The organism is Leeuwenhoekiella sp. ZYFB001 (assembly GCF_011784865.1).
GTDB lineage: Bacteria > Bacteroidota > Bacteroidia > Flavobacteriales > Flavobacteriaceae > Leeuwenhoekiella > Leeuwenhoekiella palythoae.
This window is the reverse complement of sequence record NZ_CP050460.1, coordinates 1655176-1677791: the sequence shown is the minus strand read 5'-3', so window position 1 is coordinate 1677791 and position 22616 is coordinate 1655176. Positions and strand designations below refer to the sequence as shown.

Annotated in this window: 19 protein-coding genes and 1 tRNA gene; 12 read left to right on the top strand and 8 right to left on the bottom strand. The window is 35.6% G+C overall.

Annotated features, from left to right (window positions below; translation table 11 throughout):
• Window positions 1-81: 81 nt before the first annotated feature.
• Genes HCN54_RS07350 through HCN54_RS07340 form a run of 3 tightly spaced genes read right to left on the bottom strand, consistent with a single transcriptional unit; the run spans window position 82 to window position 2653 of the window.
• Window positions 82-408, bottom strand: a complete 327-nt coding sequence (locus tag HCN54_RS07350; RefSeq protein ID WP_167597186.1) for a CCC motif membrane protein — start codon at window positions 406-408, stop codon at window positions 82-84.
• A 1-nt stretch (window position 409) separates the two neighbouring features.
• Complete coding sequence (locus HCN54_RS07345) at window positions 410-685, bottom strand: DUF2752 domain-containing protein (RefSeq protein WP_167597185.1); 276 nt, start codon at window positions 683-685, stop codon at window positions 410-412.
• A gap of 3 nt (window positions 686-688) precedes the next feature.
• Window positions 689-2653 (bottom strand): T9SS type A sorting domain-containing protein, encoded by a 1965-nt coding sequence (locus tag HCN54_RS07340; protein WP_167597184.1) that lies wholly within the window; start codon window positions 2651-2653, stop codon window positions 689-691.
• A 93-nt stretch (window positions 2654-2746) separates the two neighbouring features.
• Here HCN54_RS07340 and HCN54_RS07335 point away from each other — a divergent pair, with 93 nt between their 5' ends.
• From HCN54_RS07335 to HCN54_RS07320, 4 genes are all read left to right on the top strand, one after another.
• Window positions 2747-3304: a Smr/MutS family protein gene (locus HCN54_RS07335; RefSeq protein ID WP_167597183.1), complete on the top strand. Its 558-nt coding sequence runs from the start codon at window positions 2747-2749 to the stop codon at window positions 3302-3304.
• 200 nt (window positions 3305-3504) lie between these two features.
• A complete protein-coding gene (locus HCN54_RS07330; RefSeq protein ID WP_167597182.1) occupies window positions 3505-3780 on the top strand; it encodes a hypothetical protein in 276 nt (91 codons plus the stop codon).
• A 351-nt stretch (window positions 3781-4131) separates the two neighbouring features.
• A tRNA-Arg gene (locus tag HCN54_RS07325) sits at window positions 4132-4205 on the top strand.
• 230 nt (window positions 4206-4435) lie between these two features.
• Window positions 4436-5677, top strand: a complete 1242-nt coding sequence (locus tag HCN54_RS07320; RefSeq protein ID WP_167597181.1) for a site-specific integrase — start codon at window positions 4436-4438, stop codon at window positions 5675-5677.
• A 265-nt stretch (window positions 5678-5942) separates the two neighbouring features.
• Here the strand turns inward: HCN54_RS07320 and HCN54_RS07315 are convergent, their stop codons facing one another.
• The 3 genes from HCN54_RS07315 to HCN54_RS07305 are packed head-to-tail and all read right to left on the bottom strand — an operon-like array spanning window position 5943 to window position 11784.
• On the bottom strand, window positions 5943-7382 hold the full coding sequence (locus HCN54_RS07315) for a SusD/RagB family nutrient-binding outer membrane lipoprotein (protein ID WP_167597180.1): 1440 nt from the start codon (window positions 7380-7382) through the stop codon (window positions 5943-5945).
• Between the two features lie 18 nt (window positions 7383-7400).
• The gene (locus HCN54_RS07310) at window positions 7401-10493 is read right to left on the bottom strand and encodes a SusC/RagA family TonB-linked outer membrane protein (RefSeq protein WP_167597179.1); all 3093 of its coding nucleotides are present in this window, start codon (window positions 10491-10493) and stop codon (window positions 7401-7403) included.
• Between the two features lie 31 nt (window positions 10494-10524).
• Window positions 10525-11784 carry an alkaline phosphatase family protein gene (locus HCN54_RS07305; protein WP_167598852.1) on the bottom strand — a complete coding sequence of 420 codons (1260 nt, stop codon included), beginning with the start codon at window positions 11782-11784 and terminating at the stop codon, window positions 10525-10527.
• A gap of 155 nt (window positions 11785-11939) precedes the next feature.
• Between HCN54_RS07305 and HCN54_RS07300 the strand changes: the two genes are divergently transcribed.
• On the top strand, window positions 11940-12542 hold the full coding sequence (locus HCN54_RS07300; RefSeq protein WP_167597178.1) for a TetR family transcriptional regulator: 603 nt from the start codon (window positions 11940-11942) through the stop codon (window positions 12540-12542).
• Here the strand turns inward: HCN54_RS07300 and HCN54_RS07295 are convergent.
• Window positions 12525-12782: a CBU_0592 family membrane protein gene (locus HCN54_RS07295; protein ID WP_167597177.1), complete on the bottom strand. Its 258-nt coding sequence runs from the start codon at window positions 12780-12782 to the stop codon at window positions 12525-12527. The two genes, HCN54_RS07300 and HCN54_RS07295, sit on opposite strands and share 18 nt — an antisense overlap.
• A 558-nt stretch (window positions 12783-13340) precedes the next feature.
• On the opposite strand from HCN54_RS07295, the gene HCN54_RS07290 reads away from it, so the two are divergent.
• The 7 genes from HCN54_RS07290 (at window position 13341) to HCN54_RS07260 (ending at window position 18260) form a co-directional block, all read left to right on the top strand.
• Entirely contained in the window at window positions 13341-13682 is a 342-nt protein-coding gene (locus HCN54_RS07290; protein WP_072985189.1) for a single-stranded DNA-binding protein, read from the top strand.
• 199 nt (window positions 13683-13881) lie between these two features.
• Window positions 13882-14754, top strand: a complete 873-nt coding sequence (locus tag HCN54_RS07285) for a helix-turn-helix domain-containing protein (RefSeq protein WP_167597176.1) — start codon at window positions 13882-13884, stop codon at window positions 14752-14754.
• A 138-nt stretch (window positions 14755-14892) separates the two neighbouring features.
• Window positions 14893-15393 (top strand): cupin domain-containing protein, encoded by a 501-nt coding sequence (locus HCN54_RS07280; RefSeq protein WP_167597175.1) that lies wholly within the window; start codon window positions 14893-14895, stop codon window positions 15391-15393.
• Between the two features lie 23 nt (window positions 15394-15416).
• On the top strand, window positions 15417-15812 hold the full coding sequence (locus HCN54_RS07275; RefSeq protein ID WP_167597174.1) for a cupin domain-containing protein: 396 nt from the start codon (window positions 15417-15419) through the stop codon (window positions 15810-15812).
• Between the two features lie 17 nt (window positions 15813-15829).
• Entirely contained in the window at window positions 15830-16384 is a 555-nt protein-coding gene (locus HCN54_RS07270) for an acyltransferase (protein ID WP_205881704.1), read from the top strand.
• Window positions 16385-16399: 15 nt separating this feature from the next.
• On the top strand, window positions 16400-17491 hold the full coding sequence (locus tag HCN54_RS07265) for an alpha/beta hydrolase (protein WP_167597173.1): 1092 nt from the start codon (window positions 16400-16402) through the stop codon (window positions 17489-17491).
• A gap of 106 nt (window positions 17492-17597) precedes the next feature.
• Complete coding sequence (locus HCN54_RS07260) at window positions 17598-18260, top strand: SDR family oxidoreductase (protein ID WP_167597172.1); 663 nt, start codon at window positions 17598-17600, stop codon at window positions 18258-18260.
• Between the two features lie 181 nt (window positions 18261-18441).
• On the opposite strand, the gene HCN54_RS07255 is transcribed toward HCN54_RS07260, so the two are convergent.
• Entirely contained in the window at window positions 18442-22473 is a 4032-nt protein-coding gene (locus HCN54_RS07255; protein WP_240924958.1) for a two-component regulator propeller domain-containing protein, read from the bottom strand.
• Between the last annotated feature and the right edge of the window lie 143 nt (window positions 22474-22616).

Genomic DNA, 22616 nt, shown 5'->3' with positions numbered 1-22616 from the left:
AGGCTTTCATACAATACGCTTTTACTTCAAACGCGCCGCTAAAAGGGTCTAAAACCGAAAAGGCTTGCCGCGAGATAGTAACTAAGCTTGTGCGTTTTGCATCTCCAAAGCCCATTGCTGAATAGCTTCTGCGCTACCAAAGATAATCAACATGATAATGCATAGAATAGATATAATAACCGCTAAGATTAAACCAATGATAGCGATAATACGTGCAGTTTTAAGCTGACCGTAGTTCTCATACAGTTCAGGATTAGGCGCAGCTAATTTTTTGTCTTTATTCGCAAGAAAAAGCGCGATCCCAGAAAATAAGAGTCCGCCAAAACCAGAACTGAAGCAGCACGCGATAAATGATACAATTCCTAGAATTAAGGAAATGGTTACGTTAGGTAGTTTTTGTTGTTCCATATCAGGATGTTAGTTTGAGTATATAGCTTACAATAATAGTGGTTACAGATAAGATTGCCAAAACTGAAACGATTTTGCTACCATATTTAACGCCCACCATATAATTCAGGCTGATCATAACACCCAGCAAAACTAAAGGATAAATTGCTGGATAGAGCTCAAAGGCTTTGACAAAATCACCTTGAAATAATGCAACCAGAGAACGCTGCAATCCACAGCCCATGCACTCAAAACCTAAGTATTTTTTATTCAGGCAAGGAAGCATGTATTCTTCCATAGCTTACTTAATATTTCTTACAGAAACTTTTTTAGTATACTCAATATTATCGCGCGTGGTCACTCGCACAATATAAACCCCGTCGCTCCACGCATTAGAAGGAATGATCACTTTTTCGCTTGTACCCTCATTTAATTTTGAGACTAAAAGACGCCCGCTAATATCAAATACATTGACTTCTTTAAGTTCTGTTTGCAACGGATTTAGTACCGTAAGTTCAGCGCGACCGTTGTTCTGATAAATATTAAAAGAACGTTTAACCTCTTCAACTTCTTCGACATCTAGGGTTTTAGAATCTTTAAATACAATTTCAAAACGATCAGTATACGTGCCCTGTTCTAGCTCAAATTCGTAAGATTCATCAAGAATATCGTGATATTCGTCAGTGAGCTTATCGTGTAAGTAGATGCTTTCGTCTGGGGTGAAGTTTAAACTAGCAACTTGCATAGCAAAGCTGTTAGTTTCAGCTCCCGCAGTAATTTTTAAAGGCAGTTTTACTTCTATATCATATGGGAACACATTGGTTACAATAGCTCTTTCCGTATCTTCTAGCTTATAACTGATATCAGTACTGACAACCGACAAGTTATCACCATCTTTAGCAGTGTCAAAGCCTAAAGTAGAATCATAATACGTAATGCCTTTAAGTTGTCTCGTATAATTATCATTAATTATGATATTGATATTAAATTCAGGAAGAATTAGAAATCCCTTTTCATTATAATCTATTTTTCCAGCCTTAAGATTAGCAGGTGTATTATTTTTAGTAGATTCAGATTTAGATTTTAAACTATTTCCTTGTTTGAATTCTGAATAATTATTTTCAGTACTGGTACTTTCTTTGACAAATACTCTGAAATCATTGAGGGCAGTAACAAAACCAGAAGCAGTTCCTTCAACAAAAAAACCTTGTCCTATAGGGGCAAAATACCTGTCAACCGATGCTCCTGTTCCTGTATTAGTGGACTCAACTTCAGCATCATTGTTATATTGATTAAAAACAGCGGGAGTATAAGCACCAGTGTAACTACAGTCTATTGGAGTAAAAACTGCATATCCTCCTTCGTAATCTTGAATATAGTGCGATTGCACTGAAGGGTCTGACTCCCAGAAGTATGCGCTCCCTGTTATTACTTGAGAACCTCTTTGACTTGGAGTTATTTCAGGTCTGTTTGGCAAGTTACAATTAGTTACAGATTGATTAGAATTGTATAAAAGGTAATAAGAAAGATTCATTGCTGAAGGATACGGATTACCTACAAGGGTTAATTGACTGCTAGCTACGGCAACATCAATAGTTCCGTTATTAGGCCTTCCTCTAAAATCTAAAGAGCGCTCAACTCCTTGCTCTGAGGTATCTTCCCCAAGACCTTTCATTGTAAAGCCTTCGCCTGGATTTAAGCTACGGTTAGAATCATTTAATTGTTGCCATTGACCATAACTGTTAGAAGTTACAAATTTGTATAACCAGTATGATGGTATTGAGAAATTTCCACCAGAGATTTGACTGTCATAACCACCAGTAAAAGCTATAGGACTTGAAGTGATTGAAGTTTCATTTTCTGGTTGATAAAGGCCTCCATTATAATTTGAGGTCAGGTAGTATCTTTTATTCCCTCCATTAGTACCGCTATAGCTAAGCGTTAAATTGTTCAAAGGATCACCGACCGGAGAGGACCAATAGTGGTAATCCCATTTATTACGCGTATTCTGCTGAAAAACAGAGATTACACCTGCACCATCATTAGTACTAGTATCCTCACCTTGAATTAACTGACCTTCATTACGAAGATAGAAGTTACCCTCATTTTGATCTGGCGCACCTTGTAAATTCACATCTTGTGTAACAAATACAATCTCTCCACTATTATAAACATATGAGTTAGTATTTGCATCACCTACATACAATTGGCAGCTAGCGATGGCCGGAAGTAATAAAAAGAATAATTTTGAGTAAAAATTTCTCATATTGAAATATTTTTGCGAAGATACTAAAATTACCAATCCGTTTGCGTAATTCAAAGAAGATTTGAAGCTTTTTATCGAGTTAAAACCAATTTTATGAGTTCTCAATACAAAATAGGTCAAGGAGTTACACTTTTAGATGATGATTTGTCTGGAGTAATTACGAAAATTGAAGGCGAAAAGATTTTGATTACTTCAAAAGATGGTTTTGAGTTTGAGGTATCTATCAAAGAAATTGTTCCTAATAAAATGCTAGATCTAGAATTTGATGACGATTTCGATGATTTGATTAATGAAAAGGAGAAAGCTTACTCAAAGAAAAAAAAGCAACCTATAAAAAATAAAGGCGTTCTTCCTCCAATGGAAGTCGATTTACACATACATCACTTGACGAAATCTGAGCGCGGGATGTCTGCGCATGATAAGCTTAATCTGCAGGTCGATACTGCAAGAAGAAAACTTGAATATGCAATTCTTAAACGCATTCAACGCGTGGTTTTTATACACGGTGTTGGAGAGGGCGTATTGCGTGTAGAATTAGAATATCTTTTTTCGCGATACGATACCGTTAAATATTATGATGCGGATTATCAAAAATATGGTTTGGGCGCTACTGAGGTGTATATATATCAGAACTCAAACCATGCGATGTAGGTAAAAACCTACATCTAATTTTTGTGATAATTTATCCTGCTCAGATATTTTCCTGTTCTTGCAATTTTAAGTGCTTATATAGCGGTTAATTACATAGAAAATCTTAAACAATTCCAATAATTGTGTATTTCGTCGAAAAAAATTGACTTTTAAGGATTAACGGTTATATATTTGGGGTGTAATACAACAAAACCCAAATCATGCTTAAAACTTTTACTCTTATTTGTGCTCTTTTTCTTAGTGCACTTGCTTCAGCTAACACAGATGAAGTGAAGCCCGTTTCTGAAAAAATCATTTTAACTAGCGCTCTTGATTTAGTAGTTGCTCAGCAAGTTGAGTCTTTGGCTAGTGAGGATTTACCTGATGCCATATTGAGACTTTACCAATTGGAGAAGGTTAAATTTACAGACAGAATGATTTATACACATAAGCCTTTAGAATTAGCAAATATTAAGAATCCAGTTAAAACAGCTTAATTCCCCAAATTAAGATTTCCCCAAGTCATAATTGATTTAATTACAACACACCCGATTTTCTAATTGCCGTATTACTTCAACCCCAAATCATAAGTTGACGGTAACGATGAAATTACACTTACGATTCCCCCAAATCATAGTTGAATAAGAGTTTAAGTTGGGAGAAAGGCCCGTTGCGCAAGCGCGGGTTTTTCATTTTGTAGAAGGACTTTCTATTCAGTTAAGTTGATTGAAAGGATTATAATATTCAGTAAATGAGCGGTATATTTTTCAAAAGATAAAATTTATAAATTTTCTGAATGGTTATGCTTTCAAATTTTAGTTAAAGCATTATATTTGCACCCGCAAAAAGGTCGCGTAGCTCAGCTGGATAGAGCATCTGCCTTCTAAGCAGACGGTCACAGGTTCGAATCCTGTCGCGATCACTTTTTTAGCATTCAAATTGGATCAAAACCCTGTAAATTGTATGATTTACAGGGTTTTATGTTTTTTATGGGTTTATTTAAATAGCTTTAAATTCAATAAAAAATACCACAAATCGGTCAACAAATTTAAACTTTTATTTTGTTGACCGAAATAAGGTTTAAAATGCTTAAATTTAAGAACTTACGTTTGACTTTCGTCTAGAAAATTGTTTCATTTAAAGACGAATATTATGAGAACTCGGTTAACGTATAGTTTAAACTTCTGGATTAACGGTTGTAGAGCTGAAAATGAAGAAGCAATAATCTATGCTCGAATCACTGTTAACGGGAAACGAGCAAATATTAGCTTAAAGCGAAAAGTGCCTGTTGAAAGTTGGGATAGTAGTAAAGGATTGGTTCGTGGATCCAAACCATTTGCGAAATCTCTAAATAAATATTTAGATCAAATACGTTCACTGATCTATCAATCATATGAAGATTTGTTGAATGAAGGGAACCTTATTACCGCCTCAGCCATAAAAAGCAAATTTTTAGGAGAGGATAAGCGTAATAATAACCTATCAGAATTATTTGAATATCACAATTCCATTTCTGTTACATCCCTTTCTCCCCATACAATTCGTCATTATAAAGTCACACAGCGCTACTTACTGAAGTTTCTTGTGGATAAGTATAAAACAGATGATATCTATCTTACCAAACTAGACTATGCTTTTATTAAAAACTTTGAGTTCTTTTTAAAATCCTATGAGCCGAAGGATCATCAGAAAAAGATGGGGCACAATACGGCGATGAAGCATTTACAAAGATTACGTAAAATGCTTACGATGGCATACCACCACGAATGGATAGATAAAGATCCTTTTATTCGTTTTAAAAGCTCATACGTAAAAAATAGAAGAGAGTTTCTAGCTCAGTATGAACTTGAACAACTAGAGGATTTTTCGTCTTCCTTAGAGCGTCTCGATATCGTTAAAGATATGTTTCTTTTTGCTTGCTATACCGGACTATCTTATATAGATGTTGCCAAATTGAACATTGACAACATAGAGACCGATTTAGATGGGCAACAATGGATTAAGACCAAGCGACAAAAAACAAGCATAGAGCTTAGAATACCATTGCTGAATAAAGCGAGAAGAATTCTTTTGAAATATCAAGATCATCCACGGGTTTCTGGAAGGAACAGGCTATTGCCTACAATATCGAATCAAAAGACCAACAGCTATCTCAAAGAAATTTCTGATTTCTGTGGTATAAAGAAAAACCTAACCTTTCACGTAGCCAGACATACTTTTGCAACTACGGTAACACTTACAAATGGCGTCCCAATAGAAACGGTTTCCAAGTTATTAGGACATACTAAGCTGGCTACAACTCAAATTTATGCTCGCGTTATTGACCAGAAAGTTAAGCAGGATATGGAACGCTTAGAACTAAAGATTGATAAGGGTTTAAGAATTGTTAGATAAGATATCCTCTTGGATAATATACTTAAACTTTTATGCAGTTGGACTTTCAATTATAAAAGCAGAAGTACTTATAAAACCTCGTATGCTATACTGTTGAACTAGCATTCAATAATGATTATAAGCTAGAATTAAAACCTTAAATGAAGAATCTATTTAGGATATAGTGATTTGATAATCTAATCCCAACAGCTCGTAATTGAATAATTGTAAAAAAAAAGCTATGATTTTAAAATCATAGCTTTTTATACTTGTTAAGCTGTACAATTTAATCAATGAGCCACATCGAAGCGTTTATATTGTCACCCGAAGGGAATTGTCGATTAATCGCTTCGTTTAAATTTTCCGGGTTGTTGATGCTTTCATTTTGAGGATACATAAAGCGTTTTGGGATCAAACCATTATTTAAAATTCCACCACCATCTACATTAAATTCGGGAAAACCTGTTCTTCTTTGGTCATAAAAACTCTGCCAACCAGTATTCAAAAACAAGGCAATGTGCTTTTGAGTTAGTATCGACTCTAGGTCTTCATTACTGTTTAATTGAATTGTAGGATTATTTAAGTAATCTTCAGCCTGCGATATTCCGTAGAAAGCTAAAGATGCAGCTATTCCTGACTTATAATACGGTTCACTTAGTTCTGAAATCCAACCGCGGGCAGCTGCTTCTGCTAGTGTAAATTGAAGTTCAGCATAGCTCATAAGTATTGAAGGCTCATTTACAGGATTGTTATAATATCGCGGCTTAATTCGAGAGGCCTCTCCACTAACGGCTTTAGATCCGTTATCGCTTAAAGGTGCGCTACCATACAAACCACCATATGCTGAAAAATCTTCCACATTTAAATTTGATGCATTTGGCTTTTTGTCCGCCATCATAAACAATCTAGGATCTTCATAGTTTTGAAGCCTTTCTACAAAGGTTTGTTCCATATAATAGGCTGTTTGAAGCGAATTATCATTAAATAACGGATAGCGATTGTCTTGAATATCTACATAAACTAAAGATGCATTATCTGAATTAGATTCAAATATTGGGAATTGATCAAAATTATTCAAGATTTCATTAAACCGACCAACAATATCAATATCGGTCTGATCAATTTTATTGGATAGGCTCATTAGAACTCTAAGACTATAACTATTTATTAGTTTTTGCCATTGTCTTTTATTCCCCTCATAAATAACATCACCACGAATAGTTTCAGTGTTTTGAGCTAATTCTAAACCAGCAGCCTTAAGAGAATCAAGGGCTGATGCATAAATTAGCTCTTGACGGTCATAAGAAGGAGTATAAATTCCTATCTCAGCACCTACAGCTTCTGTATAAGGTACGTCGCCAAATACACGGGTTAGTTCAATAGCGTAATAAGCATTGAAAAACTTTGCCAAAATTTGATACACCTGTGAATCTGTACGTTGAGATTCTTGAATCATTTTATAAACTTGTTTTAGATCATCGTATTGACCAAAACCAGCTCGTTGCCAGTTATAATACTGATATTGATTGGTGCCATCTGTAAATGTTAATTGTCTACTAGCTAATGCAGCATTAAGACTTACATTATTAAAGGCTGTAGTCTCAATTGTGGTTAGGAGTAAATCTGGACTTACTTGAGTAGCCCGGTTAGGGTCGTTTTGTAAATCTTCAACTTTAGAACATCCAGCAAGCAGTAGTAGCGAGAATATAATTAGATACTTTTTCATCATCATTAATTTGGTGTATTAAAATTTTGCATTGATGTTAAATCCAATATTGCGGGTCGCCGGAGCTTGAAGATTATCTACTCCTGAGTCAGGATCAACATTAGGAATATCGGATGCTAACCATAGATTACGGCCTACAAGGGAAACGTCTAAGCTTTTAAATGGTGTTCGTTCTAAGAACGCTTCATTGAATTGGTAGGTTAGCGTTACTTCTCTTAGCTTTATAAAGGTTTCTTTGTAATAATGGTAATTCTTATTGTGGTAATTACTAGTGCTCTGCATAAAACTGATATAGTTTACAGGTACATCATTAGGAGCGTACGTACGCGTATCTTCTGTAATGGTTCCATTAACATCGTAGCTAACCGAACCACCTGTGACCACAACACCATTTCCTATATATGTATTTTCACCGTTTACAGCATCTTCTCTAAACTGATTTACTGTTCCTTTAGAAGTACCTCCCCACCACATTTTCTGGTTTGTATTTGAATACATCAAACCACCTAAGCGACCATCAAATAAGAATGATAAGGAGATGTTTTTATACTGTAAACTATTAGAAATTCCATAAGTTAAGTCAGGTTCATCATAGCCAATGAATCGATCATATGGATCTGAAACTGGTAATCCATTTTCAAAAATTACATCTCCTTCAGCATTAGTTTGATAGACTCCAGTATATATTTTGTCAGTTCTATCACCAACACGAATATATCCTTCAGTTTGCTCACGATCGCCATAGATTTCTTCTTGGTATCTGCGGTAATGACTTAAATTTATCTGAGTGTTCCAGCTAAAGTTTTTATTTTTAATAGGTGTCGCATCTAGCGTTAATTCTATTCCTTTTCTTTGAAATTCATTTCCATTCAATAAAATACTACTATACCCAGAAGCATCAGAAATGGGGCTATATATTAAATTATTATAATCTCTAGCTTGGTAGTAAGCAATATCCAATCCAAGTCGATTATTTAAGGTTCTTATATTTGCACCAACTTCCCAAGTGTCTGAGGTTTCTGGTTCTAAATTTGGAGAAAGTAAATTACTGCCAAAGTAGGTTGACGGTGTACCATTCCAAGTCGTTCCTTTTTCATACGCTAAAATATAATCATATGGATCACTGCCAATTTTACCCTCAGAAACTCGAGACCAAGAACCTCTAAGTTTGGCAAAACTTATCCACTGTGGCATTTCAAATAGACTGCTTAGTACAACCGAACCGGAAACAGACGGATAAAAGAATGAATTGTTACCCTCAGGTAATGTTGAGACTTTATCGTTACGTCCTGTTAATGATAGATAAAATGCGTTATAGAACTCAAGATCAATAAAACCGTAAAAGCTGTTGATGGTTTCTTTTTCTTCACGATTGGAACCTAATAATGTAGCGCCAGCATTATTTGCTAAATTGTAAAAACCGGGGACATTCAATCCGTCAGTAGACTGAGACGTGTTTTTTGAATTTCTATAATAATTGACATATGCTCCTTCTGCAGTGATCCCAAAATTATCTGAAAATTTCTTTTCAAAGTGTAGTGCTAAATCTGAAGTGATATCGAAATACTCCGTTTGTGCAATTGAAAAGTTTCCTCTGGATTTATTACCATAACCGATATAACTTTTAGGTTCTTTATAAGTTCTGTAAAGACTGTATTCATTTACCCCTGTACGTCCTCTTAGACTTAAGGCATCGGTGATTTCATAGTTGAAGGAAGTATTACCATAAATGTTGGTCTTATTATAACCTCTTTCATATTCATATGCCTGAAAGTAGGGGTTGTTATAATAGGATATATTAAAATGACGTTGCTGTATGCCTTCTTGACCTTCGCGCCAGTAATTTTTTAAATCTCTAATATCAACATCTGTACCTGTCCATAATATCAGGTTATAGAGATAGTTAGTAGGGCCATAACCAACTTCAGGAAAGTTACTAGTGAATTGCTTATTGTAGGTTAAAGAGCCATTTAATGTAAGTTTATCAGTAGGTCTTATGGTACCAGCAAGGTTGAATGATGTGTTTTTCAAATCTGTATTAGGAACAATTCCTTTCTGATAATTGTTAGATAAAGAGAGGCGAACGTCAGCCTTATCATTACCCCAACCAACACTTACATTGTTGGACTGTATAATTCCTGTTTCGAAGAAATTTTTGATATTATCTTTACCTCTAGATCTAAAGGGTATTGGAATTAATTCTCCTGTGTTGGGATCTATTGGACTGTTGTACTGCGTGGTTTCATAAAAACCACTCGTAGTAGAAGGATCCTGCTGATCTAGGCGTGGACCCCAGATCCATCCTCCACCTTCAGTACCGGATCCACTTCCATTAACATAAGCATAGACGCCTCGATTTCCGTTTCCATAGGTTGTTTGAACATCAGGCACCCGGATGAAATCTGTTTGAAATAAGGTAGAATTATTAAAGCTTACATTGAGTTTTCCTTTTTTACCTCGTTTTGTAGTAATCATAATTGCCCCATTTCTTCCTACAGAACCATAAAGTGCGGAAGCAGTAGCACCTTTCAAAACACTTATGCTTTCAATATCGTCCGAATTAATTTTCCAGATATCTAACGTGCGATCAGGAATTCCATCAATTACTAGTAGGGGAGTAGCTCCACGTAACTCTATGGTGGGATTTTGAAACAAATCTGTCGAGTTCTTAATATTCAACCCAGCTACGCGACCTGAAAGTTGATTGACAAAATTGGGTTCTTTAGCTTTTTCTAGATTATCACCTTCAACTTCTTGAACTGCGTATCCCAGCGCTTTTTTCTCTTTTTTGATTCCTAAGGCTGTTACAACTACAGCGTCAAGAGCTTGCGCATCTTCTGCCATGATAATTTCAAGAACCGATTGATTTGAGATAACTACTTCTTGCTTTGTAAAACCAACGTAGGAAAATTGTAAGGTCTCGCCACTATTCACTTCAATACTGAAATTTCCATCGAAATCAGTTACTGTCCCTCGAGAACTATCAGGGATCATAACGGTAACGCCTCCCAAGGGCACCCCGTTAGGGTCTTTGACTATACCTTTAACTGTCTGCTGAGCAAACGAGACCAGAGATACTAAAAGGATAAAAAGGGTAAAGATTTTCTTCATGTCATTTTGAAATTAATTGCTTTTTTGTTGATTAATTATTTGGGATAATCCAAACATTTTGAGTGGTGTTTTCCGTCTGTAGAAGAATTTTAACCGGAAGTTTTTTACCTTTTTTTAGAACAATATCAAACCGTTCTGATCCCAAGGAAGTTTGACCGATTTTGGTATAGTTATCCTTTCCACCCAACTTCTTATCATTAGTGTTAGTTGTCAAAATGCTGACCTGGGTATTCTTGTTTCCTAAATTTTCCCATTCTAAATGCAGTCGATTATCTAACACTGCAGCTTGAACATTTATGAAATCAACAGGATCTATAAGAGAAACGCCATCCCACTCTGAACGTATATCTTTGGCTACATCTAGGTTTAAAAAACTAGTCATCGTAGGCAGCAGATCTACGATAGCGGGTATTTGCGTGTCGAAATAAGTGTTGGTGTTTTTACTGTTAGTAACAATCCAAGTACTACGTTCTCTATCTGTCTGTCCTCCGTGATGTTTTCCATCCTTAGGCGATCGTCCGTGATCTGTAGTTACTAGAAACAGCCAGTCTTCTTGGTGGCTTTGTTCTCGAAATTTCACTGCATCGTAGATGGAACCAATTAAACTATCTTCGTATTTAATGGCTGCAGTAAGTTGTGGACTATCTCCATAGCCGTGGCCCATATCATCCGAATATTCTAGATAAACCCAAGAAAGATCCGGAGCCTGTGTTTTTATAGTAAATGCAGCTTCTTTAGCCACTAGCGCATCTATATTTTTAATGTATTCACGTTTGGCATCGTGTGGGAACCTAATAGTATCAAGTTCGTATCCATCAAATTTATAATCAACTGCAACCGCTCTAGTCTGATCTAAGCCTTCTCCTATAAGTTTTGTGCGATTGTCTAACCAGGTAGAGAATACAGCGGTTTTGCCATTCGGATATTGATCTTTGAATAGTCTAAAAATTGTAGGATAATTATAATTAGGATCTTTAATACTGTTGCCCCAAACATTGTGTTTATTTGCCCATACCCCAGTAAGTAGGCTATTATAACCAACAGCAGAAATTGTAGGCGTTTCAGAATAGCCATCTTTTAAACCTCCAACATATGCTTGGGTTATCGATCCTTTGCCAGCAATTTCATCCAATCGAGGTGAGGGGGTGTTCACGAGCATGTCGTACGCAATGCCATCAACTACAATGAAGACTACTTTTTGCTTAATTGAGGTAGTTTTTTGCAATTGAGCATTCAAGTTTATAATTGAGGCGAATAACGTAATAAGTAATACTGTTTTTTTGAGATGCATATTTTTTGATTTGATGGCATCAAAAGTAGCAGACAAAAAAAATAGATTGACCAATCGTTCAATTAAATAATGATTACTTAAATGTTGTCTTTGTGTTATTATGTTTTACAGAATTCAATAAAAAATTGAAAAGTCTATTTTTGATAAATTTTAGTATGGGTAGAAAAAATATTAGCGAGCAAAGAAGGAAAGAAATTATCATTGCGTTTTATGAAGTATCGCGTCAATTGGGACTGGAGAATGCCTCTATAGCAAAGCTTGCCCAGCATATGGATATCAGCAAAGGATTGGTTCTACACTACTTTGAGAATAGGGAGGAACTCTTAATTGGATTAAATGAATATATCCTAGAACAGCATCTTAACGTGATGATTTCTGAGGATATAGGTGTGATGAACACTAAAGAACATTTAGTGCTTTTTATTGAAAATTTATTTACCAGAGCCTGGAATAGCTATTTTGATGATGGTGTTTTTTATAGCTGTTATGCACTTATCTATCGAGTACCTGAATTTAAAAACAGTTTTAAATCATACCTACTTGAATTACACCAAGTATTATATCAAAGATTACTTGAAGCCAAATCATACGGTATTATAAATAATACTAATTTGAAAGAAGTAACTGAAGTTATTTTTGCCCTAATTGATGGTGCCTATTACTACTTAGGAATGTTCGAAGAGTCTGAAGCGAGATATAAAAAACAAGTAGCTATCTACACCAAATATAGTCTTGAGTTGCTAAATTTTACCACGTGATTTTCCTTTTATAGTAGGTTGCATTCTCTTTATTACAGCAACTAATGCAATCAACCCCCAAACAGCATTCACAAATATGTTTGGGTAATCATCAATAACCAATGCATTTATCACTAGGCATAAAGCCCCAAGAGCATTTAATAGGTGATACAAGTATTTTTGAGCAGAGAGGTAATCAAGACTTAAAAGTAAGTAGGAGATAATAAATAGTAATGCGCCAATCCAACCTATATATTCCATAATAACATTTTGATATACTATAACTAGTAAGAAGTTTATTTCAATATAGGAAGGAAGCAATTTATGATGTGCTAATTCATTTTATTATTCCATTAATTTTAATACGGACTCCTTAGAAATCGTTCTCTGCTTTTAAGTTTATGGTTCCAATATTTTGCCCCCTTCATAAGTTTTAAAACTTCCCTCGTTAGCTTTTTGAATTCCCTTAAGCAGTATTGCTGTACTTCTCTTTTTTTGAAAGCAAAATACCAATAGTTTGAAGTTAGCCGGACAGCATAACCGCTTGCTTACGCGCTTTTATATGTCCTCACTAATTCAAACTCTTGAAAACATATTAGCAACAAAAAAAAGGGAACAGCGATAGGCACTAATGGAAGTAAATCAAAATGAAATCTTATGAAATCAGTTCAAAATATACAAAAAGAAGCGGAATCAAAAACCTTAAAAACAAAAAAGGGAAACGCTCAGGATAACATAAGTAAATCATTTTTTAAAGATATAAACGCAAACTGTCCAAAGGGTTTGGGCAGCATTTTTAATCATCGAAATTTTAGAGTTATGAGTACACTAAGAAATCAAGTTCAATTAATCGGAAACGTAGGGCAAGAGCCTACACTAACAACCCTAGAAAGCGGTAAAAAAGTGGTGCGCTTTTCATTGGCAACCAACGAGTTTTACAAAAATGCTAAGGGCGAAAAAACACAGGATACCCAGTGGCACACCATTGTGGCGTGGGGCAAAACGGCCGAGCTTATTGAGAATTATGCACCCAAGGGCAAAGAACTGGCATTAACCGGAAAACTGAAATCCAGAAGCTATACCGATACTGCCGGGCTTAAGCGCTATGTTACTGAAGTAGAAGCTTCCGAAATTGTATTACTGGGTAGCAAATCCGAGTAAATCACTTAAAAAAGAGGGCGAAGATGTTTCACTATTAGCGAAATTACTTTAGACCTTGTTACCCTTTCAGAACACCACCACCAAATTCACTTACAATAATGGGTTTTTTGTAGAGGTAGTCAGTAAGCTACCTCTACTCGTTCTATTTGTCCTGATTTTTAAAATTCCACATTTGTTTTGAAAATCTTAATTTTGGTGAATGAAAAATACACGTTCCGTTTCTGAATTTAATACAGAATTAAAGCTGAAAGGTTTTAATGTATTTCAAATCGAATCCGATAGCAATGCAACGCGCATTTATAGTCGAAAGGATTTCTACAAAATCTGTTTGACCACCGGCGAAAGTAAAATTCATTATTCTGATCGTAGTTTTAATCATAAAGGAACCGTTTTATTTTTCGGAAATCCCCACATTCCTTATTCTTGGGAAACGATTTCAACGACTTACACCGGCTACACGTGTTTGTTTTCCGAAGCATTTTTAGCAACCTCTAATCGTTCAGAAAGCTTACAGCAATCTCCCTTGTTCAAGCTAGATGGAACTCCGGTTTTAAAAATCTCAGAAGAGCAACGGTTATTTCTGAATACCATCTTTAAAAAGATGATCGAAGAACAAAAAACAGATTATAGCCTTAAAGATGATTTGATCAGAAATTACATTAATCTTCTGATTCACGAGGCTTTAAAGATAGAGCCTTCTCAAAATTTGCATCAGCCCGTTAATGCTTTGACGCGTTTAGCTAATGTTTTTATCGAATTGCTAGAACGACAATTTCCTATTGAGGGAATGGCACAACCGCTAAAAATGCGTACCGCTAAAGATTATGCCGAGGCGCTTTCGGTACACGTTAATTATTTGAACAAGGCAGTACGTGAGGTTACGGGACATTCGACTACTACGCACATCAATAATCGTATAGCAAATGAGGCTAAAGCCTTGCTTTTACATACAGATTGGAATGTGAGCGACATCGCCTATGCATTAGGATTCGATTACCCATCATACTTCAATAATTTCTTCAAAAAAGCCACGCAAACCAATCCGGGAGCTTTTAGGGCAGCACATTTTTAAATTTGACTTAGCTAATGAAGTGGTCTTAACAACACTTTAATAGCTTGTGTTGAAATTCTTAAGCTATCATTTGATTATCGTTAGCTGATGGTTGGTTACAGTCTATAATTTTGTAGTTCATTTTAACCGCAAAAACCAATGACTGCAAAACCCGTATTCAACCTGGCTACGCCTGCTGTTATAGCCGCATTGCTTAGTGTAGCCTGCAATGACCGTAAGCCTCATAAAGACACTTCTCAAACAACAACTCAAACAGAATTCATTTTCTCAAAAGGAGAGAAGGGACCTGATCAAAACTTCACAGGGAATGCCTACAATACAAGCTTAGTCGCTCCAGACTCTACCTATACCACAGCAATTGGCAACGTCTATTTTGAACCGGGAAGCCGAAGTAATTGGCATACGCATCCCGGCGGACAAATTTTAATCATTACTGACGGAAAAGGGTATCATCAGATAGAAGGTCAGCCTAAGCAAGTGATCCAAAAAGGAGATGTTGTTAAATGTCCACCAAACACACGCCACTGGCACGGAGCTGCTGAAAACACTGGACTTCAGCAAATGTACATTGTCCCTAACACCGAAAAAGGAATCGTAAACTGGATGGAGACGGTAACAGATTCAGTCTATATTAAATAATACAACCTCTTAAACTAAACGCTATGAAAATTACAAGAAATCAAGAGATCCACTCTGCATCAGGGCCTGAGGCCTATTTTACAGGAGCAGTACGAGTAGAGATGCAATTTAGTCAACAACCCAAAACAAAAGCTGCTGCGGCAATGGTGACTTTTGAGGCGGGGGCTAGAACAGCTTGGCATACTCATCCTGCTGGGCAGACGCTGATTATCACATCAGGTTTGGGCTGGGTTCAAAAAGAGGGTGAAGCTATTGTTGAAGTTTTTCCGGGAGATGTCATCTACTTTGAACCAGAAGAAAAACACTGGCACGGAGCTTCTCCTCAAAAGGCGATGAGTCATCTGGCAATTCAGGAGGAAGTTGATGGTAACGTGGTTGACTGGCTCGAAAAGGTTGCTGATGAGCAGTATAAGAAGTAAGCTAAGATTAAATCAAGATGAAAACAATTTTTGACCGATTACGCGCTAATGAAGAAGTTGCAATGAATGACCCTGATTATGGTCTTATTGGCGCTTCTGTAGAAACAACAATGCGTTTAAATCTTAAACTCAATAACGCACAAGATTTAGATGAAGCCCGGCATTATTTAAGTGAAATTACAGGAACTGTAGTCTCTGAAGATACCACGGTATTCACGCCGTTTTACACAAATTTTGGGCGTCATATACAGCTGGGAAGTAATGTGTTTATCAATCACGCGTGTAGTTTTTTGGATTTGGGAGGAATCGTTATTGAAGATGATGTTATGATTGGACCTCGAGTAAATATTACCTCTGAAAATCATCCCATAGCAACGAGTACTAGAAATACACTTATTCCACAGAAAGTAACCATAAAAAAGGGTGCTTGGCTTGGGGCCAACGTAACGGTGTTACCCGGGGTTACTATCGGTGAGCATGCAGTAATCGCTGCCGGGGCTGTAGTGAATAAAAATGTAGAGCCAAAAAGCGTTTATGCCGGAGTTCCTGCAAAGAAAATTAAAGAGTTATAATAACAAGAAATTTAAATGAGAACAATAAATCTAATTGCAGTCCTGATCCTTTCGGTATTAGGGATAGCTAATAATCAAAATAAAAGCGAACATAAAATCGCTGTAACAGAAAACGAATTAAATCAAGAGCACATACAAGATACTATGAGAACAGAAGATGATTATATTTTTGAATTGAATGAGGAAGTGACCCGCACTTCGGTACGCTTTAAAAACCGATACGGAATCACCGTAGCCGGAGATCTTTATCTGCCTAAAAATAGCCGTGATAAGCAATTATCTGCCTTAGCAATTAGCGGTCCGTTTGGTGCGGTTAAAGAACAAGCTTCAGGGTTATACGCAAATGAATTCGCAAAACGGGGTTATGCGGTACTTACATTTGACCCTTCATATACAGGAGAAAGCGGTGGAGAACCGCGCAATACAGCTTCGCCAGATATTAATACCGAAGATTTCAGCGCGGCAGTAGATTTCTTGGGAGTGCAGGAAGGAATCAATCGGGATAAGATTGGTATTATTGGAATTTGCGGTTTCGGAGGATTTGCTTTAAACGCAGTCGCAGCTGACAAACGTGTGAAAGCAGTTGCAACTACAAGTATGTACGATATGTCCCGCGTAAATGCAAAAGGATATTTTGATAGCACAACTCCAGAACAGCGTGCAGCGCAATTAGAGCAAATGAGTTTACAACGCTGGGAAGATGCTCAAAATGGTGAAAGAGCACTGGCACCGCAAGGTTTACCAAGTGAAATTAACGGAGACGAACCGCAGTTTGTAAAGGACTATTTTGATTTTTACAAGACTGATAGAGGCTTTCATCCAAGATCGATCAACTCAAACGGTTCTTGGACCGCGACCAATTCTATTTCCTTTATGAATATGCCTATTCTAACGTACATCGAAGAAATTGCACCTAGACCCATCTTGATTATTGCCGGCTCTGAAGCGCATTCCCGTTATTTTAGTGAGGATGCTTACAAAGCGGCTCAAGAACCAAAAGAACTAATGATCATTGATGATGCTGTACATACAGATCTTTACGATGGTGGTGATAAAGATTTTATTCCGTTTGATAAACTAGAATCTTTCTTTAATGAAAACCTATAGGTTTTAAAGCAAATCTACAACTGAATATCTCCTAAAGTTTAATAGAACTTTAGGAGATATTCAGTATTGGAATTTTATATTCTGAAAAACTAAAAAAAGAAAAACTATGAAAACGTTAATAATAGGAGCACACGGCAAAGTAGGACAACGTATTGCTAAGCTAATGCAGGCTTCTACCGATTTTGAACCCACAGCTTTTATAAGGAAGGAAGAACAAAAACCTCTTTTTGAAAAAATGAATGTACCTGCTGTGGTAGAAAGTCTGGAAAACACCCCTGAAGCTCTTGAGAAAGTGATTAAAAACTATGATGCGGTAGTGTTTACAGCAGGTTCGGGAGGAAGCACAGGAGCCGATAAAACGATGAAAATAGATCTTGACGGAGCGATTAAAACCATACACGCAGCTTCTCAAACAGGAGTTAAGCGTTATGTGATGGTTGGAGCTTCACATTCTGATGATCGCTCGTTTTGGGGTAAAGTAGAAGGGATGAAGCCGTATTATATTGCAAAGCACTACGCCGATCAAGAATTGCAAAGAAGCGATCTTGACTTTACCATCCTTCGCCCTGTCACTTTAACTGATGACGACGAAGCCGGCAACGTGATGATGAGCACAGATCCTGAAAAGGTCAACTCAAAAATACCCAGACAGGCAGTAGCCGAAACAGTTTTAGAAGTCCTCAATAAAAAGAACACCTTCGGTAAAATTATTGAAATGAGTAGTGGGGAAGATTCAATCCCTCAAGCATTGCATAAGTTTATCAATTAGGCAAATTTCAGCTTAGAAAAACAGCTGGATTTAGATAAAATTTGGCAATTTTTAAGAAACAGGTTCCATTAGTAAAAGCTTTTACTAATGGAACCTGTTTCTGTCCTTCAAGTATAATCTTATTTTGCTGTTGGTCATTTAGTCTTTAGGTAGCAATCTATCTTTATAAACAAAACTAAACTCAATTTGATTTAAATGCAGATGGAGTCTTCCCATAACGTTGCTTAAAAATTTTTCGGAAATACTTAGGATCTAAATAACCAACCTCATACGCGGCTTCAGTAATATTAAAATTCTTTTTTTCAATCAGGTAAGCGGCGTGTTCAACTTTAATATTACGAACATATTCATTGATATTTTTTCCAGTAATTGCTTTAATCTTTCGGTATAATGACGATCTACTCATATTCATTTGTTCAGAAATGGTATCGATTGTTTTAATATCCTGTTGTATATTTTGATGAACAATTTCTTTGAACTCTTTCAGAAATGCCTTTTCAGAATCTAATACTTTAAGTTCGTCAGCATCTACATTAGCATTAATTGCATCATGAGTCTCATATTTTTGTAAAAGTGAGGTTCTTGAAGCAATTAAATTAGCAATACGTGCTTTTAGAACTTTAATATTAAAGGGCTTAACCATATAATCATCCGCGCCCTTGCTGTAACCTGTTTCAATAATGTCAAAATTACTTTTAGCTGAAAGCAGAATAATTGGGATATGTGAGGTTGCTCTTTGTTCTTTTAACTCTCGGCATAGGTCAATTCCATTTTTTTGAGGCATCATTACATCGCTAATTATTATATCGGGTATGTATTTAATAGCACGTGAAATTCCTTCCTGTCCGTTTTGCGCATGAATAAGATCATAATCTGTAGCAAGAATACTATCTAACAGTGCTAAGATATCTGGGTTGTCATCAATCAACAAGGCAAGCTTTCTCTCTTTCTCTGCACCTATAATGACATCGTTTACAGTTAACTCTTCATGGATTGTGGCCTGTATATTTGCAAGATTGTCCTCAATTGTTCTTTTTGGATACGACTGTGATCCTTCACTTTGCTTTGGCTGACTAACCGGAAAACTGAGGGTAAATGTGCTTCCTTTTTGAGGAGAACTTACTACATACAGATTACCATTATGAAGTTGAGCAAAGCGTTTAGAAAGGGCTAAACCTATACCACTACCACCTTTTCTAATTTTGGAGTTTGCTTGATAATACCACTCAAAAATTTGGTTTATTTCAGTTTCGTCAATTCCCGCTCCAATATCTGCAACTTCAATAGTTACATCTGAGGCATTAGAACACAGTTTTACATATATTTTACTATTAATGTTACTGTATTTAATAGCATTAGTAATAAGATTATTAATGATAATGTGAATTTTCTCGAGATCGCAGACCACCAATACAGGTGCTTCAGGTTGATTAAATATTAAATTAATATTCTTTTTCTTGAGAAGATGCTTGTACGATTCAAGCCAATGAGAAAGGTTTTTATTTAAGTCATAACTATTTAGGTGAAGAGTACTTAGACCTTCTTCACTTTTTCTAAATTCTAATAGCTTATTTATAAATTGCAATAAATGTTCTGCATTTTTTTTTATGAGTCTTAAACTTTTCTGTTGCTTTTTGTGAATCACATTGTCTATAAGCGATTCTAACGGGGCCAAAATCAAAGTGAGGGGGGTTTTAAGCTCGTGTGAAATTCCAGTGTAAAACCTAATACGCTCTTCATTTAATTCGTGTTCCAGTTGTCTTTGTTTCTGCTCAAAAAGAAGTGAGTTTTTAAGTTTTAAGCGCTCTGCGTAATATTTTAAACCACCCCAAATGAATATAATTAATGTAACTATATAGAATATATAAGCAGGCAATGTCTGCCAAAATGGAGGTAAAATTATTATTGATAATTCTTTAAAGCGTGTGCTGTTTGCTTGATTTTCTGCTTTGATTTTGAGCGTATAATTCCCCGGAGGAATATTACTAAAATTAATTCTATTAGAATTTTTTAAGTGAGTATACTGATCATAATAGCCTTCTAAAATATAAGAATAGTTCAAAGACGCAGCGAAGGGAAAATTTAAACTAGTAAAATCTAGTGAAAAATTATTCTGATTGTACTGAAGTTTTATTTGATCCTTATATATGATAGATTGGTCAAGAATAGCCTTAGGATTATCAAGGCTAACATTTACATCTTCATTATGTACTTTTAAGTCTTTTATAATAATTGTGTTTGCTTCATTTTGATTTTTTAGATCCTCAGGGCTAAATATGTTAACTCCTTTGTTACCTCCAAAATATAGATACCCCTTTTTACTAATAAGTGCGGCACCAACATTATATTCACTTTTTTGAATATTATAAAGGGAGTTTAAGCTTTTAACCTGTTTGTTGCCAAGGTTAAATTCACTTAGACCTTTGTAGGTGCCTAAGAACAATTTTTGAGAATTATAATTAATTATACTGTTTATAGTGTTGTTGCTAAGGCCTTGAGATTCTGTATAGGTTGTACCCGAGGAATCTCCATCTTTAAATAAAATTAAACCTCCATATTTCTGACCTGCTGCGATAGTATCGTCAGAAAGCACTTTGATGCTAAATATGACATTATTAGTAAGTCCATCAAGATTTCCATGAAAATAAGAGAATACCTCATTGTTATCAGGATTGAATTTAACAATTCCGTTGCCGTAGGTTGCTAGCCATAATACACCATTAGAATCAAAATCAATGGCTCTTATATCCATTCTTTCTGTAATTTGATCTAAAGCCTTTACATAAACAAACTTCTTTTTACTAGAATCGTATTTAAAAAGACCGCCACGATTAGTTCCTACCCATATTTGATTTTTAGAATCTTGGGCAATACAACGAACATCATTTCCATCAGCTTTAGATCCATTTAAATAGTAACTCCAAGTATTATTTCTCGGGTCATATTGATGTAGTCCTTTTTGATAGGTACCTATCCACAATTTTTCTTGGTTGTCCTCAAATAAACAATTTAGATGTTTTGTTCTTAATTTATCTGAATCTATAAAGTCAGCATCACTGTAAATACCAGTGTCAGGATTAAAAGAATCTAAGCCTCCTCCATCTGTAGCTATTAAAATCAAGCCAGATTTTAATTCTTCTAATCCTGTAATTCTATTATGAATAAGTCTTGCACCACCCTTAAGATTATTCTTAAGTAATTTTACGGGCTCACCTTTTGGATCTACAAAATCTATCCCAGCATTTGTACCTATCCATAAATATCCATTTCTGTCTTTTTTAAGAGCATTGATGCTAGCATTTGTTATGCTGGTTCCATCATCTTGAGGTTGATAGGTATCTATGCTAAATGAAGGGCTTTTAGATAGAAAAGCTTTAATATCAAATCTATTAATACCACCTGAGTAGGTACCTACCCATAACTTTCCATAGTCATCTTTCTCAATTGCTAGAATTTGGTCATCTGTCAAAGTTTGTTTGGTAGAGCCTTCTTTAAGGGTATAAAGTTTTCCATTGTAAGACCTAGCGATCAAGCCTTGACTGCTACCTATCCATAAAATTTGATTTTCATCTAAATACAAGGTGTTGATTTCTTCAACTTTCTCATCATCAATTACTAAAGGAATTGGTGTAATCTTATTTGCTTGAAAGTCAAAATAATTGAGGCCTTCATCAAAAGTTCCTATCCAAGCACCTTTTGATCCCTGTTTTACCATACAGGATATTTTATTCGATGATAGATCAGAAGTTTCTGAATTTAAAAAAGTTGTTTCTTCAGTATCATTAAAAGTAAAAATACCTTGACCGTAAACGCCTATTGCATAGCTATTTTCTGAGATATCTATATAAGAATTGATGCTTAATTTTAAATGAGGATTGAAATCGTTTAAGGAATAAAATCTTTCATTTTTCGGATTGTAAGTAACCAGTCCACCATCGGTTGCAAGTTTAAGCTCCCCAGAATTTTCAAATGAAATGTTTTGAATGTAATTATTGCGAATATTTGAATTCTCTTTCCTAAAAATTTTGAATTCGTTCCCATCATACCTATTCAAACCGTCAGATGTGCCAATCCAAATAAAACCTAACTCGTCTTGTTCAATTGTTTTAACGGTATTGTTTGATAGTCCGTTTTGGGTATCTAGATGGTAAAATGTGAGTTGCTCCTTTAAAGTTTCATTTCTAAGATCATATTTAATTTGAGTATAACTCAAATTATAAAAGCATATTAAAAAGAACCATTTAATAACTAGAGTGCTATTTCTGCTTAACACGCACATAGTATTATTTAATTTTTGTTAAAATTCGCTAAAAATTAATAATTATATATATAAATAGGTTTTTTTTTAACTATTGA

Coding starts and splice junctions, on each gene's coding strand:
- HCN54_RS07350 (WP_167597186.1), bottom strand. CDS start 408: ATGGAACAACAAAAACTACCTAACGTAACCATTTCCTTAATTCTAGGA.
- HCN54_RS07345 (WP_167597185.1), bottom strand. CDS start 685: ATGGAAGAATACATGCTTCCTTGCCTGAATAAAAAATACTTAGGTTTT.
- HCN54_RS07340 (WP_167597184.1), bottom strand. CDS start 2,653: ATGAGAAATTTTTACTCAAAATTATTCTTTTTATTACTTCCGGCCATC.
- HCN54_RS07335 (WP_167597183.1), top strand. CDS start 2,747: ATGAGTTCTCAATACAAAATAGGTCAAGGAGTTACACTTTTAGATGAT.
- HCN54_RS07330 (WP_167597182.1), top strand. CDS start 3,505: ATGCTTAAAACTTTTACTCTTATTTGTGCTCTTTTTCTTAGTGCACTT.
- HCN54_RS07320 (WP_167597181.1), top strand. CDS start 4,436: ATGAGAACTCGGTTAACGTATAGTTTAAACTTCTGGATTAACGGTTGT.
- HCN54_RS07315 (WP_167597180.1), bottom strand. CDS start 7,382: ATGAAAAAGTATCTAATTATATTCTCGCTACTACTGCTTGCTGGATGT.
- HCN54_RS07310 (WP_167597179.1), bottom strand. CDS start 10,493: ATGAAGAAAATCTTTACCCTTTTTATCCTTTTAGTATCTCTGGTCTCG.
- HCN54_RS07305 (WP_167598852.1), bottom strand. CDS start 11,784: ATGCATCTCAAAAAAACAGTATTACTTATTACGTTATTCGCCTCAATT.
- HCN54_RS07300 (WP_167597178.1), top strand. CDS start 11,940: ATGGGTAGAAAAAATATTAGCGAGCAAAGAAGGAAAGAAATTATCATT.
- HCN54_RS07295 (WP_167597177.1), bottom strand. CDS start 12,782: ATGGAATATATAGGTTGGATTGGCGCATTACTATTTATTATCTCCTAC.
- HCN54_RS07290 (WP_072985189.1), top strand. CDS start 13,341: ATGAGTACACTAAGAAATCAAGTTCAATTAATCGGAAACGTAGGGCAA.
- HCN54_RS07285 (WP_167597176.1), top strand. CDS start 13,882: ATGAAAAATACACGTTCCGTTTCTGAATTTAATACAGAATTAAAGCTG.
- HCN54_RS07280 (WP_167597175.1), top strand. CDS start 14,893: ATGACTGCAAAACCCGTATTCAACCTGGCTACGCCTGCTGTTATAGCC.
- HCN54_RS07275 (WP_167597174.1), top strand. CDS start 15,417: ATGAAAATTACAAGAAATCAAGAGATCCACTCTGCATCAGGGCCTGAG.
- HCN54_RS07270 (WP_205881704.1), top strand. CDS start 15,830: ATGAAAACAATTTTTGACCGATTACGCGCTAATGAAGAAGTTGCAATG.
- HCN54_RS07265 (WP_167597173.1), top strand. CDS start 16,400: ATGAGAACAATAAATCTAATTGCAGTCCTGATCCTTTCGGTATTAGGG.
- HCN54_RS07260 (WP_167597172.1), top strand. CDS start 17,598: ATGAAAACGTTAATAATAGGAGCACACGGCAAAGTAGGACAACGTATT.